This is a genomic window from Aquiluna sp. KACHI24 (genome assembly GCF_025997915.1).
Lineage (GTDB): Bacteria > Actinomycetota > Actinomycetes > Actinomycetales > Microbacteriaceae > Aquiluna.
Window position 1 is genome coordinate 714,434 of sequence record NZ_AP026677.1, and the last position, 14,001, is coordinate 728,434.

General features: G+C 55.0%; 13 protein-coding genes and 1 tRNA gene. 6 read left to right on the top strand and 8 right to left on the bottom strand.

The window, feature by feature from the left end; all coding sequences use genetic code 11:
- The 6 genes from OO713_RS03645 to OO713_RS03670 all read right to left on the bottom strand — a co-directional run bounded on the left by OO713_RS03645 (position 1) and on the right by OO713_RS03670 (position 4,642).
- Positions 1-1,101: a histidine phosphatase family protein gene (locus OO713_RS03645; protein ID WP_264786369.1), complete on the bottom strand. Its 1,101-nt coding sequence runs from the start codon at positions 1,099-1,101 to the stop codon at positions 1-3.
- Entirely contained in the window at positions 1,098-1,811 is a 714-nt protein-coding gene (locus OO713_RS03650) for a C4-type zinc ribbon domain-containing protein (RefSeq protein WP_264786371.1), read from the bottom strand. The genes OO713_RS03645 and OO713_RS03650 overlap by 4 nt, the downstream gene beginning before the upstream one ends.
- A complete protein-coding gene (locus tag OO713_RS03655) occupies positions 1,808-2,602 on the bottom strand; it encodes a Nif3-like dinuclear metal center hexameric protein (protein ID WP_264786373.1) in 795 nt (264 codons plus the stop codon). Before OO713_RS03655 ends, OO713_RS03650 begins: the two co-directional genes overlap by 4 nt.
- A gap of 2 nt (positions 2,603-2,604) precedes the next feature.
- Positions 2,605-4,065, bottom strand: coding sequence for a hypothetical protein (locus tag OO713_RS03660; RefSeq protein ID WP_264786375.1), 1,461 nt, complete (start codon positions 4,063-4,065; stop codon positions 2,605-2,607).
- A 24-nt stretch (positions 4,066-4,089) separates the two neighbouring features.
- Positions 4,090-4,162, bottom strand: a tRNA-Val gene (locus OO713_RS03665).
- Positions 4,163-4,186: 24 nt separating this feature from the next.
- Entirely contained in the window at positions 4,187-4,642 is a 456-nt protein-coding gene (locus OO713_RS03670) for a peroxiredoxin (protein ID WP_264786377.1), read from the bottom strand.
- Positions 4,643-4,752: 110 nt separating this feature from the next.
- Here OO713_RS03670 and aceE point away from each other — a divergent pair, with 110 nt between their 5' ends.
- From aceE to fabF, 6 genes are read left to right on the top strand one after another with little or no spacing between them, the layout of a single operon-like run.
- The gene (aceE, locus tag OO713_RS03675) at positions 4,753-7,476 is read left to right on the top strand and encodes a pyruvate dehydrogenase (acetyl-transferring), homodimeric type (RefSeq protein WP_264786379.1); all 2,724 of its coding nucleotides are present in this window, start codon (positions 4,753-4,755) and stop codon (positions 7,474-7,476) included.
- A complete protein-coding gene (locus OO713_RS03680; RefSeq protein ID WP_264786380.1) occupies positions 7,433-8,623 on the top strand; it encodes a PucR family transcriptional regulator in 1,191 nt (396 codons plus the stop codon). Before aceE ends, OO713_RS03680 begins: the two co-directional genes overlap by 44 nt.
- Before the next feature lie 9 nt (positions 8,624-8,632).
- Positions 8,633-9,526: an ACP S-malonyltransferase gene (locus OO713_RS03685; RefSeq protein WP_264786381.1), complete on the top strand. Its 894-nt coding sequence runs from the start codon at positions 8,633-8,635 to the stop codon at positions 9,524-9,526.
- Positions 9,526-10,521 carry a beta-ketoacyl-ACP synthase III gene (locus tag OO713_RS03690; protein WP_264786383.1) on the top strand — a complete coding sequence of 332 codons (996 nt, stop codon included), beginning with the start codon at positions 9,526-9,528 and terminating at the stop codon, positions 10,519-10,521. Before OO713_RS03685 ends, OO713_RS03690 begins: the two co-directional genes overlap by 1 nt.
- A gap of 33 nt (positions 10,522-10,554) precedes the next feature.
- Positions 10,555-10,803 carry an acyl carrier protein gene (locus tag OO713_RS03695; protein WP_264786385.1) on the top strand — a complete coding sequence of 83 codons (249 nt, stop codon included), beginning with the start codon at positions 10,555-10,557 and terminating at the stop codon, positions 10,801-10,803.
- A gap of 5 nt (positions 10,804-10,808) precedes the next feature.
- Positions 10,809-12,041 carry a beta-ketoacyl-ACP synthase II gene (gene fabF, locus OO713_RS03700; protein ID WP_264786387.1) on the top strand — a complete coding sequence of 411 codons (1,233 nt, stop codon included), beginning with the start codon at positions 10,809-10,811 and terminating at the stop codon, positions 12,039-12,041.
- Here the strand turns inward: fabF and OO713_RS03705 are convergent.
- Positions 12,038-12,487: a DUF3145 family protein gene (locus tag OO713_RS03705; RefSeq protein ID WP_264786388.1), complete on the bottom strand. Its 450-nt coding sequence runs from the start codon at positions 12,485-12,487 to the stop codon at positions 12,038-12,040. The two genes, fabF and OO713_RS03705, sit on opposite strands and share 4 nt — an antisense overlap.
- Before the next feature lie 70 nt (positions 12,488-12,557).
- On the bottom strand, positions 12,558-13,982 hold the full coding sequence (locus OO713_RS03710) for a cryptochrome/photolyase family protein (protein WP_264786390.1): 1,425 nt from the start codon (positions 13,980-13,982) through the stop codon (positions 12,558-12,560).
- Between the last annotated feature and the right edge of the window lie 19 nt (positions 13,983-14,001).

The window sequence follows — 14,001 nt, forward strand, 5'->3', positions numbered from 1 at the left end:
CTAGTCAAGCGGTAGGTGTGCGCAATAGTTCAGAGCAAAAGTCTCGGCGAAGTCTGTGCCAAAGAATCGATATACCGATACTGATGCCGGTAGGAATTGCATTGACCAGGAGACATCCACGCCAGCCAGCAGCGCCTTTCGGGCAATCGCTCGCATCGGCATCATATGAGCAACAATCGCTACCGAACCCCCCGGGTTCGCAAGAATCTGTTCGGTTAGCTCAGCGAGAACTCGATTCTCCAAGTCCGACACCGACTCGCCGCCGGGAGGCTTTTGAGTCATTGAGCCGCGCCAATTTGAGATCTCGTGAGAGATGTCCCGCTCCAACTCCCCCATTGAGTATCGCTCCCAGTCGCCAAAGGAGATTTCACGAAGGCGATCAGATGCATTCATTTCTGCACCCAGCACCCCTGCAACCGCCTCTGCTGTCTGCGTTGCGCGCAATTGCGTGGAGTGAATGACCTTTTCTGGCAGTGCGAGGTCAAAGCGCCTAGCTAGCTCAGGTATTACCGCAGCCACTGCAGCAGCTTCTCTCAATCCAAGATCGCTCAAGCTCGGGTCATCCGAGGATCCAGAAATGAGACCTGACTCGGTGGATTGGGTGTGACCGTGTCGGATTGCATACACAACCGTTGGCTCAACGCTTTGCCTTGGCGCTCTGATGCTTTTGGGCTGCGTCATCGCGAGGTCGGGTTGAAATCGACTCTCGCTGGGGGCATCGAGAGCTTGGTTAGCCAAAGCATCAGCAACCGAGTTCTGCTCCCGTGGGACCCACTCGAAGGTCACTTTGCGATTGCCGATTAGGGATCTGGCCCTAATCGCCAGCTGGGCCATGTCAGGACTCTTGATCTTCCAACGCCCACTTAGTTGCTCAACAACGAGCTTGGAGTCCATCCGCACGTGAAGCTCGGAGTGCGGGAAGTGTGCTGCGGTGTGCTCGAGAATGGCAATCACGCCGGAGTACTCGGCAACATTGTTGGTCGCTATACCAAGAGCTCCATTTAGACGCGCAATTTCCATGTCGTCTTGATAGATCACCGCGCCATAGGAGGCTAGACCGGGGTTGCCTCGAGAGGCACCATCGGCGTAGGCAATGATCATTCGCGCACCAGCATCGCACCGCACTCGGGACAGTGCAGCAGAGAGTCTTTTGGAGTAGCCAGCAAATTGTTCAACGCGGTTGAGGTCAGAGTCATGTTGCAGGCTCCGCACATGCTCTTTCTCAGCCCACCAATTGCCACCCCGCGCGAGAACAAGCGATCGAATTCAACCAGCAGCGTCTCATCAATTGCTGCCCGGAGCTCTTCGGCCAGCTTCTTATCGGCAGCGTGCTTGGCTCTCAGCTCATCAAGTTCGAGCTTGACTGACTCACGACCAAGCTCAAGCTCACGTTCGAGGTCCTCTCGCTCTTTTTCGATTCGATGATGAATCTCGTTTTGGGCTGCAATCTCGGCATCCAGACCGGCAAGCTCTTCGCCCAGGATCGCGGCCCGTTTATTCAGCGTATCAATCTCGTGCTGCAGTGAAATCGCATCCCGCGGGACGGCTGTGGTCTTCAGTCTTGATGCATCTTGTTCCAAGCGCTTGGAGACTAGACCCTGCTCCTCAATGATTCGCTTACGGTCGCGAATCAATCCCTCGGACTTAGAAAGATTCGAGCTGAGCTCGGTTGACTTCTCCAGCAGCATTTCTCGCAGCTGTTCATTAGCGGCATTTGCTTTAAGAACTAAAGCCTGCTGCTCGAGTTTTCTTATCTCAAGTAATACGGCTTGGTACTGCAATAGAGATTCGAGTTGTCTTTCTAAATTCACTGCATCACCGCAAAATCCCATGGGTCCGTATTAAGTTCACTGACCACAAACTCTACCTCGGGAAAAGCTTTACGTAGCTCAGCGGCCGCCTGCTCCAGCCATGGCCATTCGGCGCTGAAGTGAGCGATGTTCATTAGGGCCGGCCCGCCAGACACTATCGCGTTATCTCTGAAATCGGAGGCGGGGTGGTGTCGAAGATCCGAGGTGATGTATAGATCGACGCCTGCAGCTCTCGCCGCATCTAGATAGCTATCCCCCGCCCCAGCAACTAAACCAACTTTCGAGATAATGCGCTCAGGATCCCCCTGAACCAAGACGCCCTGGGCTACCGAGGGCAAAAGCTTTGCCACCAGGCGCGCGAAGTCGACAAGTCGCTGCGGGGTGAGGTTTCCAACGACGCCATCTCCCTCACTGGTTAGCGGTCCAGTGGGGGCAATTCCAATTGTTTTGGCCAGAACTTCGCTCACGCCACCGGATGCGAAATCCGCGTTTGTGTGAGCTGAGAAAACTGCGATCCCATTGGTAATTGCACTGGTCACGACATTGCCCTTGAGGGTCTCCGCGTTCACGCTATCAACACCTCTGAGGAGCAACGGATGGTGGGAGAAGACAAGACCCGCGCCGGAGGTTGCGGCTTCTTTGATGATCTGCGGTGTCACATCAACGCTGAGCAGAACCTTGTTCACAGTGGAGCGTGGGGATCCAATTGCAAGACCTGGGTTATCCCAACTGGCTTTTGCGTCAAGTGGCCATCTTTGATTTGCAAAGTCAATCAGCTCGGAAATCTTCATGGTCACAAGCCAAGCAGATTTTCGATCCGAGCGTTGCGCGGATCGATGTTTTCAAGCTCTCGGTCTTGCCCGCGGATGACCCGGATCCGAAGGAGCGCGAATAACAAACCGGTGGCAGTGCCAAGAGTCAAACTCCACTCCGTCTGGTTCATGACTGGTGGAAGCAGGGTCATAACGAGGGAATTAGGAATTAGGGAGGCAATGGCAACTGAGCTCCAGCTCACGAGTTGAAAAGAGCCATAGAAACCGTAGCTGGTATCAAGTGAAGCTAAGTGGAGAGGCTGTCTTCGCACCAGCTGGTCGCCCAGCAGCAAGACCGATGCTGCAGCTAGAGCGGAAATAACGTGTGGGATTAGGAACCCCTGCAGCGGACTCAGGATCAAACCAATCATTACGGAGAGACCTAGGAGTCGGGAACGAACACCGCCTGAGATGTCCCTACCCGCGGCGGATAAACCAAAGATCAGTATCGAAATCACCACGATACTCACAAACTCTTGGCCTTCGTACCCGGTCGCAAAGCTCACCGGGAGTATCAACGCAGCACCTGAACCAAGGGCCCCAGCATCCTGGACGACCGATGCCCTGCGGTGTGGAATTCCAAAGATCAAGAGTAAAAAGCCAATGATCGCGATAGCGACCGCAGCCCAAAACCAATTGCCGGTAAACGACGGTGTCGTCCTGAAGCTCTGTGCAAGCACGACCCCAAAAGTTGCTAGCCCAAGGGTCGCAATGAGCAGTCCATGGAACCTAGCTGGAGCCAGCTGAGAGAGCAACACCACCATCCCGATTGCCAGCACAGCTAAGGCTTGGTAGCCAAACTCAAGCCGAATACTCGAAAGCTCTGACTCTGTTGGAAAACCGGCTATCAAAGCGAAGCTCAGCGATGCAAGCAGTAATGGAGCAGCCAGATACACTCCTCGGCCTCCGAAAACCGCAGCTGAGCGAAGAATCGGGTGAAGCTCGTGGGATCGCAGCTGGTTACTGGCAATAAGAGCGACCGCCGCGCCTACAGCATAAGCAAGCAATAAATCGAGGCTATGCACATCCAGCCAAGCACCAACGCCCAAAGCAACTAGTGCAAGAACAACAGCGCGAACCAGTGCGGCACCAAACTGTGCAATCTTTAGGCGCTGCGAGACAACACTGCGCCTGGTAACCACCGAGATTTCAGAGGAAAATGTCGGCTCTGGAACTGGCGCAGAAGGGGTTGATTGATCGCTTGGAAAAAGTTCAGCGAGAGTTTCTTGAATCAATCCCCTCGAGAACTCATCATCTCGCTGCCGCATCTGCTCAAACCAAGCTTCGAGAGCGGAAGCGTCTTGTTCGCGGAGTTTTTGTTGGGTTGCAATCAGGTCTTGAGCCCGCTCAATGCCTTTGAGGTCAGATGGGAACTTTGAAAGTTCCTCGGCGAGTTCGGCGTCACTAAGTGCTCTGCGCTTGGGACGCTCGAAGTCCGCCATAGTTGCCTAACTAAAGGGGTCGAGTGGGCCCTACCGGGCTCGAACCGATGACATCCACGGTGTAAGCGTGGCGCTCTACCAACTGAGCTAAAGGCCCGCCCGAAATACTAGTGGGTTTTTTCTAAGAAACCAACTCGAGGGCTTTTTTATAGTCAGAAAGTGATCTCGCTTCACCGGGGCCGTTCACGAACTTAGCTACCAGAACACCTTCAGAATCAATCACGAAAGTCGCACGAGTGGCTATCCCACGCTCTTCCAAAAACACTCCGTAACTTTTGGCAACTTCGCCGTGTGGCCAAAAGTCAGCTAGTAAATCAAACTTGTAGCCCTCCTGCTCAGCAAACTTGGCCTGAACGAACTTGGAGTCAACGCTGATGCCGATTAGCTTGACACCTGAGTGCTCGAACATCGAGAGGTTATCGCGAAGCTCGCACAGCTCCCCCGTGCAGATCCCAGAGAAGGAAAGAGGGTAAAAAACCAACACGACCGCAGTGCCTCGAAGCGATGAGAGCGAGACCTCTTCACCGAATTGATTTTGAAGCTTGAAATCTGGAGCTAGCTCTCCGACTATTGCCAAGGTGTATTCCTCTCAAGATGTGTCTGCGGTCAAAAACGGCAGATCTAAAGAATAAACTAGGCGGGTTCACACAAGAACAACCAGTTCCCAGCCACGAAAAGAGGCTTTTGATGTCATTCAACGATCGCGACGCTTTCTCTACTAACCCTCAAGATCGCGACCCCCAAGAAACTCGTGAATGGCTGGAATCCTTGGAGGCTGTAGCGAACCATGCAGGCCGAGGACGCGCTCGGGAGTTGATGCAGTCACTGCTGCGTCGCTCACACGAACTGCAGCTCAATGTTCCCCTCGTACCTACTACTGATTACATAAACACCATCTCTCCAGAGGATGAGCCAGAGTTCCCAGGTGATGAGCAGATCGAGCGAACCTATCGTGCATGGATGCGCTGGAACGCAGCGATCATGGTGCACCGCGCTCAGCGCCCAGGCATCGCAGTTGGTGGACACATCTCCTCTTTCGCTTCCAGCGCCTCGCTCTATGAGGTCGGCTTCAACCACTTTTTCAAGGGCCACGACCACCCCGCTGGCGCGGACCAAATTTTCGTCCAGGGGCACGCCTCCCCTGGCCCATACGCCAGAGCTTTTCTGGAGGGTCGCCTCTCTGAGGCCGACATGGATGGTTTCCGCCAGGAGAAGTCTCGCCCGGGACGAGGACTACCGAGCTACCCTCACCCAAGGTTGATGCCTGACTTCTGGCAGTTCCCAACCGTTTCGATGGGATTGGGTCCAATCAATGCCATTTATCAGGCACAGTTCAACCGCTACCTACAAGGCCGCGGCTTCAAGGACACGTCGGAGCAACACGTCTGGGCGTTCCTTGGAGATGGCGAGCTCGATGAGGTTGAAAGCCGCGGTGCATTGCAGCTGGCTGCAAACGATGGGCTCGACAACCTGACCTTCGTGGTGAATGCCAACCTCCAACGTCTTGACGGTCCGGTTCGCGGAAACGGCAAGATCATCCAGGAGCTGGAGAGCTTCTTCCGTGGTGCTGGTTGGAACGTAATCAAGGTGATTTGGGGTCGCGAGTGGGATGACCTGCTTTCTCGCGATTCAGACGGCGCGCTGGTTGATTTGATGAACCGCACTCCCGATGGGGACTATCAGACCTACAAAGCCGAGTCGGGTGGCTTTATCCGAGAAAACTTCTTCGGTAGAGACCACCGCACCCGCGCACTGGTTGACCACCTGAGCGATGACCAAATTTGGGGACTTAAGCGCGGTGGACACGATTACAAGAAGATCTATGCGGCATACCAGGCTGCAATGAACCACAAGGGTCAGCCGACTGTCATCATCGCCAAGACCGTCAAGGGTTACGGCCTTGGCAAGGCATTCGAAGCCAGAAACGCTACCCACCAGATGAAGAAGCTGACCCTTGAGAACCTGAAGGACTTCAGGGACCAAATGCAGATTCCAATCTCAGACGCGCAGCTCGAAGCGGATCCATATCAACCTCCCTACTACCGACCAAGCGAAGGGTCGGCAGAGATTGACTACCTACACGAGCGTCGCAAGGCTCTTGGCGGCTACCTGCCAGAGCGCAGGACCAAGTACGTATCTTTTGACCTACCGGACGACAAGGCCTACGAGACTCCTCGTAAGGGCTCGGGCAACCAAGAGGTTGCTACCACAATGGCATTTGTCAGAATGCTCAAGGACATCCTGAGGGCACCTGGGCTTGGTGAGCGTGTTCAGCTAATCATTCCGGATGAGGCAAGAACGTTCGGTATGGACGCATTCTTCCCAACTGCAAAGATTTACAACCCGAACGGTCAGAAATACCTATCGGTTGACCGCGAGCTACTACTTAGCTATAAAGAAGCCCAAAACGGACAGATCTTGCACACCGGAATCAACGAGGCGGGCTCAGTTGCTGCTTTCACTGCGTCTGGTTCTAGCTACTCAACTCACGGGCAGCCAATTATCCCGTTCTACGTCTTCTACTCGATGTTCGGCTTCCAGCGCACAGCAGATGCAATCTGGCTTGCCGGGGACCAGATGGTTAGAGGTTTCATGATTGGTGCCACTGCCGGTCGAACCACCCTTACCGGTGAGGGACTCCAGCACGCCGATGGCCACTCCCCGGTTATCGCAAGCACCAACCCTGCCGTAGTGAGCTACGACCCTGCCTACGGTTACGAGATCTCACACATTGTTCGCAGCGGTATCGAGCGGATGTACGGCGGTAACCACCCGGATCCGAACGTGATGTACTACATAACTGTCTACAACGAGCCAATGCTTCAGCCAGCTGAACCAGCAGATGTGGACATCGAGGGTATTCAGCGCGGTATTCACCTAATTTCCAAGAACCCGGCAGAGGGTCACAAGGCTCAGATTCTGGCATCTGGCGTAGCTGTTCCATGGGCTCTGGAAGCGCAGCAGCTTCTCCTGGAGTACGGAGTCTCCGCCGACGTTTGGTCAGTCACCAGTTGGAACGAACTGCGTCGAGATGGTCTCGCAGCTGACGAGGCGAAGTTCCTATACCCAGGTTCCGAAGCGCCGGTTCCATACATCACCCAGAAACTGGCCGATGCATCCGGACCAAAGCTTGGTGTCAGCGACTACATGCACTCGGTACCGGACATGATCAGGCCTTGGGTCCCAGGTCGCTATGCGACTTTGGGGGCTGATGGCTTTGGCTTCTCGGACACCCGCGCGGCTGCCAGAAGATTCTTCAAGATTGATGGGCCATCGATTGCTGTTCGCGTTATTGAACAGCTGATCGAAAAGGACAAGTTGGCGCCTGAGGTTGCTGAGCAAGCTATCGCGAAGTTCAGACTCCACGATGTGTCCGCCGGCACCAGTGGATCGGCCGGTGGAGACGCCTAGGCATCTTGCCTGGCTCAACTCGATAGCAGGCGAGCTGGCAACTGCAACCATCGGGAGGTTGGATCAGACCCTGCCGTGGTATTCAGCAATGCCGCCAGCACGCAGAGCGGCGATTGGAACGGTTGCTCAGCGCGGGATTTCTAGCTTCATCGAGTGGTACAAGGACCCAAAGGCTCAACCGTGGGTTGCAGCCGATGTTTTTGAATCCGCTCCTCGTGAGCTTTTGCGCTCAATTTCACTGCAAGAAACTCTGCAGGTGATTCGTGTCGTGGTGCAGATGGTTGAAGAGCGAGTCGTTGCCGAACAGCCCGACCTGCGAGAGGCCGTTCTTACCTACTCAAGAGACATCGCCTTCACCGCAGCCGATGTTTATGCTCGCGCCGCGGAGGCGCGAGGGCTCTGGGATGCGCGTTTAGAAGCGTTGGTTGTTGACTCAATAGTCAGCGGTGAAACCTCGCAGGAGATCTCCTCACGCGTAGCGGCACTTGGTTGGCGAGCCGATGGTCAAGTTGCCGTGCTACTTGGCTCGGCCCCTCAGCTAACCGACCCAGATGCAATCAGAAAGATCGCCAGAAAATCCGGTGCAGATGTGCTACTAGGGGTCCAGGGCAGGCGTCAGGTTGCGGTGATTGGCCTAATTGAAGCGCAGTCGGATGCTGCCTCCAAGATTCATCACATCAGCCAATTGATGGAGTCGCAGTTTGGTTCAGGCGTATTAATTCTCGGACCCGTCGTTGGTGCGGTGGCAGATGCCTCGAGATCAGCAAAGGCTGCGTTGAGCGCAAATGCGGTCTCAGGAGCTATCCGGAAGCTTTCTAGGCCACTACTGGCTGACAGTTTGCTCCCAGAGCGGGCAATGGCCGGGGACTCACTGGCAAGAACCAGTTTGATTGAGCGTTACTACACGCCATTGGCAAACAACTCCCCTGATCTACTCTCAACGCTGAGAACATACTTAGACACCGGCGGGTCACTGGAGGCCTGCGCGCGCGAGCTATACGTGCATGCCAATACGGTTAGGTATCGACTCAAGCGAATCATGGAAGAGGTGGAACTCGATCCAACGGAGTCGAGAAGTGCTTTTGTGCTGCAAGTCGCGATGACACTAGGTGCCATAAGTGACTCAGAGGCGGGTCTCAGGAGATAGGTTGTTCTGATGCGAATCATTGCGTGCCCAGGTCAGGGATCTCAGTCCCAAGGTTTTTTGATTCCCTGGATCGAGTCAGTTCCAGGTTTTCAAGATCAACTAATCGCTCTAGGCGAAGCTTGCGGCAAAGATCTGATCTTCCTAGGCACCGAGGCAGATGATGAGTTCATCAAGGACACCGCCAACGCCCAACCGCTAATCGTCGGTGCTTCAATCGCAGCCTTTCGCACCGCCCTTTACACCCTGGATGTTAGCCATGTCGTGGGGCACTCAGTGGGTGAATTCGCAGCGGCGGCTATTGCCGGAGTTTTGAGCGATACCGACGCCATGAAGCTGGTTGGAATTAGGGCCGAAGCGATGGCATTGGCAGCCGCGGAGCAACAAACATCAATGGCTGCCGTTTTGGGAGGCGAGGCCGATGAGGTTGTTCGCCAGCTGCAAACCATGGGCCTCCATGCTGCCAATTTCAACGGTGCTGGACAGATTGTTGCCGCTGGTTCAAAGGAACTGATTGCAAAGCTAGTCAGTGAGCCAATTGTCGGCACACGTTCCATTGAACTCAAGGTGGCCGGAGCGTTCCACACGCACTTCATGCAGTCTGCGGTCGCTAAGTTGCAACAGGCGGCCACTGAGGTCACGGCATCCGACCCACAGCTTTCCCTCATTTCTAATCAGGCAGGTCAGCGGGTTTCAAGCGGTCAAGAATACCTAGATCTGATGGTGAGCCAGGTTGCCAATCCCGTGCGCTGGGACCTCTGCATGAATGCACTGAACCAAGAGGGGGCACAGTTCATTGAGCTTCCCCCAGCTGGTGCTCTTGCAGGTCTTGCAAAACGTGGAATGAACCTAGTCTCCACCGTCGCACTTAAGTCTCCAACGGACCTCGAGAAGATCGGACTGTAATGACTCTTCGTCAGACCCAAACACGTGAATTCACCAAGATCTACTCACTCGGTGCTTCAAGGGGCCACTTGGTTGTCACCAACGATGACATCGCAGGACCTATCGACTCATCCGACGAGTGGATTAGACAGCGCACGGGAATCGTGACTAGAAAGCGAGCTGACGCGGACCAGTCGCTAATCGACATGGCTTTTGAGGCCTCCGAAGAGGCAATTGCCAAAGCCGGTATTGATCCGACGCGAATCGGTGCTGTAATCGTTGCGACCATCACCTTCCCATACCAAACTCCTTCTGCAGCAGCCCTCTTGGCCGACAAGGTTGGGGCAACGGGTGCGGCAGCCTATGACATTTCGGCCGCCTGCGCTGGCTACTGTTACGGCATCGCCCAGGCCGACGCCTTGGTTCGCTCAGGCCAAGCCGAGTTTGTCCTCGTTGTGGGTGCCGAAAAGCTCTCGGATTACATTTCACCGACTGATCGCTCAATCTCTTTCTTGCTGGGTGATGGCGCTGGCGCTGCGATCGTTGGCCCTAGCGATCACCCAGGGATCTCAAAGACCGTTTGGGGTTCCGATGGCTCGAACTGGGACAAGGTCGGCATGACCGCTTCACAGCTTGATTTCCGCGACCACAGGTCCGAGTGGCCGACCCTTGTTCAAGAGGGGCAAAGCGTTTTCCGCTGGGCAGTCTGGGAGATGGCGAAGGTTGCAAAACAGGCGCTTGAAGAAGCGGGTCTCCAATCGAGCGACCTGTCCGCACTGGTCACTCACCAGGCAAACATTCGAATCATCGACGAGTTTGCCAAGCAACTGGAACTTCCCGAGAGCGTGGTAGTGGCTAAGGACATCGTCGAGACTGGAAACACATCGGCCGCCTCTATACCCCTTGCCATGCATCGATTGCTTGCCGAAGGTAAGATCAAGTCCGGTGGCTACGCGCTAGAAATTGGTTTCGGCGCAGGGCTTGCCTTCGCGGCTCAAGTAGTGGAACTCCCCTAAAATAAACCAAAACCCCCGATAACAGGAGATCAGATGGCTCTTTCACAGGCAGAGGTCCTAGCCGGCCTAGCAGAACTAGTAAACGACGAGACCGGTATCGCAACCGACGCTGTTCAGATGGACAAGTCGTTCACCGATGACCTGGACATCGACTCGATTTCCATGATGACCATCGTGGTAAACGCTGAGGACAAGTTCGGCGTAAAGATCCCTGACGAGGAAGTAAAGAACCTCATCACCGTTGCTGACGCCGTCAACTTCATCGTAGGCGCACAGGCTTAGTCATCATGCGTCGCGTCGTCGTCACCGGTATCGGAGCCACCACTCCACTTGGTGGCGACGTCGCGTCCTCATGGAAGGCTCTGCTAAATGGCGAGAGCGGGATTTCAACCCTGACTCAGGAATGGGTGGAGCGTTATGAGCTCCCCGTTACCTTTGCAGGTAAGGCAAAGGTTTCTGCAGACCAGGTTCTAACTCCTCAAGAGGCCAAGCGTCTTGATCCATCCTCACAGTTCGCCCTCATCTCAGCTCGAGAAGCCTGGGCAGACGCTGGTTCACCAGAGGTCACTCCGGAGCGCTTAGCTGTAGATTTCGCAACTGGAATCGGTGGCGTCTGGACGCTACTAGACGCGTTCGACACCCTAAAAGAGCGCGGACCGCGTCGAGTCCTACCTATGACCGTGCCAATGCTTATGCCTAACGGTCCTGCAGCTGCAATCGGAATGGACCTGGGGGCCAGGGCCGGTGTAAGAACTGCAGTGAGTGCATGTGCATCAGGCAATGAGTCAATTGCGAACGCGCTTCAACGTATTCAACTCGGTCAGGCAGACGTGGTGGTCGCAGGCGGTGCTGAGGCAGCTATTCACCCACTTCCGATTGCCGCATTCGCCGCTATGCACGCGCTAAGCAAGCGCAACGACGATCCAGCCAGGGCCTCTCGTCCATACGACACCGATCGCGATGGTTTCGTGATGGGTGAAGGCGCTGGTGCGTTGGTGCTTGAAGAATATGAGCACGCCAAGGCTCGCGGTGCAAAGATTTATTGTGAACTCGTGGGTGGAGCTGTGACCTCAGATGCTTACCACATCACAGCACCAGACCCAGAGGGATCTGGCGCTGCCAGGGCAGTGCTAGCGGCCCTTGAGCAAGCGGGGGCGAGTGTGACGGATGTCGAACACGTGAACGCTCACGCCACCTCAACTCCAGTGGGCGATATTGCGGAGTACACCGCAATCAAGAGAGTGTTTGGCGATCACACTGATTCACTAATCGTGTCGGCGACCAAGGCCTCCACTGGACACCTTCTTGGCGGAGCTGGGGCGATAGAGGCCATCTTCACAATCCTCGCGCTGACAGAGCAGCTGGTTCCGCCGACCATCAACTTGGATAACCAAGATCCAGCGATCCCGCTGAATGTCCCATCAGATCCAACCAAGCTCAGCCGCCCCGGCGCAATCGCCATTAGCAACAGCTTCGGTTTTGGTGGCCACAACGCGGTCTTGGCTTTCAGAAACCTTTAGGCAACTCTTCGTTCGGCTTTAGACCTGATTAGGTCGATGGCTTCAACCCATGGCTTTCCTAGGGCGATGTCCACAAGTCGCCTCAGCTCCCGGTTGCTACCGTTCGAACGCTCAATGAGGCTTTCGAAGCGGCTGTAGCTCAACAGCTCTTCACCAATTTCGTTCAGCTCCGCACGGTGCAAACCAAGGTGCGGCACGAATGCGTATCTTTCGCCGGTGGGACCGATGTACAGCAGTTCAAATGGTGCACCTAGCTCGGCCAGCCCCGATGCCAGGGACGCGCGAGCAGTCTGATCGATGACGGATTCCGAGCAGATTGAGAAAAGGCTTGCGTTGGGAGCGAGTTTCACGGCGGCATGCATGCCGAAGCGGGCCAGCAGCGCTTCGAAGCTTGCCAGCCGATGTGCTGGGATTTCACCGATCCACAGCTCATTTACCTGATTCATAGCCACCTAGATTCGTCTTCCCCAACGATCTGGATGGTCTTGCAAATCTAAACCTGGACCTAGGTGGTTGTCAAAACCTCTTTCGAGCCCTCTCCTGCAGCACTAACTCGGAGCGATCAGAGAGCTTTGACAACCCAGCAAAGACCTGGTTCATGCGCGGATTACCGCGAAGTTTTGCTTCGTTGGCAACCAAGAAGTTCCAATACCCAGCGGTCATTGGACATGCATTGGGACCGACTCTCACCTTTGGGTCGAATCTGCAACCCCCGCATAAGTTAGTCATCTTGCTTATGTATGAACCGCCCGCAGAGTAGGGCTTGGTTGACATTCGTCCACCATCGGCGTACTGGGACATGCCTATAACGTTGGCCGGCATGACCCATGGCGTCCCGTCGACGAACGCGTCAATGAACCAGTCGTTTAGGGCTCTGGGGTTAAGGCCGCGCTGCAGAGCAAAATTTCCCAGGATCATAAGTCGCTGAATGTGATGAGCCCAGGCATTCTTCGAAACAGACTCCAGGGCGTGAGATACGCATCGGGACTCAACTTCATCTCCCCTGAGATTTGCAAACCACTCTGGAAGTGGGGCATTCGCGTTCAAGAAATTTGACCCTTCGTAATCTTCTCCAAACTCCCAGTAGAGATGCCATACGTAGTCTCGCCAACCAATCACCTGACGAATGAACCCCTCCACCGATTGCAGCGGTGCGTGGCCAGATCGATAGGCTTCCTCGACCCTTCGGACCACCTCCATAGGATCCAGCAATCCAAGATTCAAAGGAGCACTGAGCATCGAATGTGCCAAAACCCATTCGGTGTCGTAGACAGCGTCCTCATATGGCCCAAAGATCGGTAGCTGATGTTTGATGAAGTGATCTAGAGCCCGAAGTGCCTCCTCGCGACTCCCGGCGAACTTTCTGGGTCCATCCTCGCCGATGAATCGGACTAGACCGGACGCTTCAAGGGCGTCTAAATCCCTGCGCACCTGCGCGTCAATTTCATCTTCCAAGACTTCAAAGTGTTGAACGCCAAGACCGCCCTTTGGCACTGGTTTTCGATTGTCATGGTCGAAGTTCCACTGCCCCCCGCAGGGCTCGGTGCCATCCATCAGAACACCGAGAGTTCTCCGCTGATTTCGGTAGAAGGTTTCCAAGAGAAGACCCTTGCCCTTGTTGGCAAGCCATTGTTCCCGACTGCTGCAGAAACCTCTCGGTTCCGAGAGCGATACGCCCAGAGAGTTGGCCAGTGCCAGCATAGGTCTAGAAGTGGGTGAAACCGCCCTCGTCACGATGTTTGGGTCAAGTTCGCGATAGCTGGCCAACTTGACCAGAGTCACCCTGGGATCCATTGCTCTAGCCCTTATCGCGTAGAGAATGAGATGGGCCTTTTGACGGTGATAAGTGCGCTTTGCGAACTGCGAAGTGACCTCAGGAAGAAGAATCTCTTCGCCTAAATCAAAATGTGGGCCGAGTTGGTCGGCAAATAACAGCTGCAATGGAAACCACCTATACGAT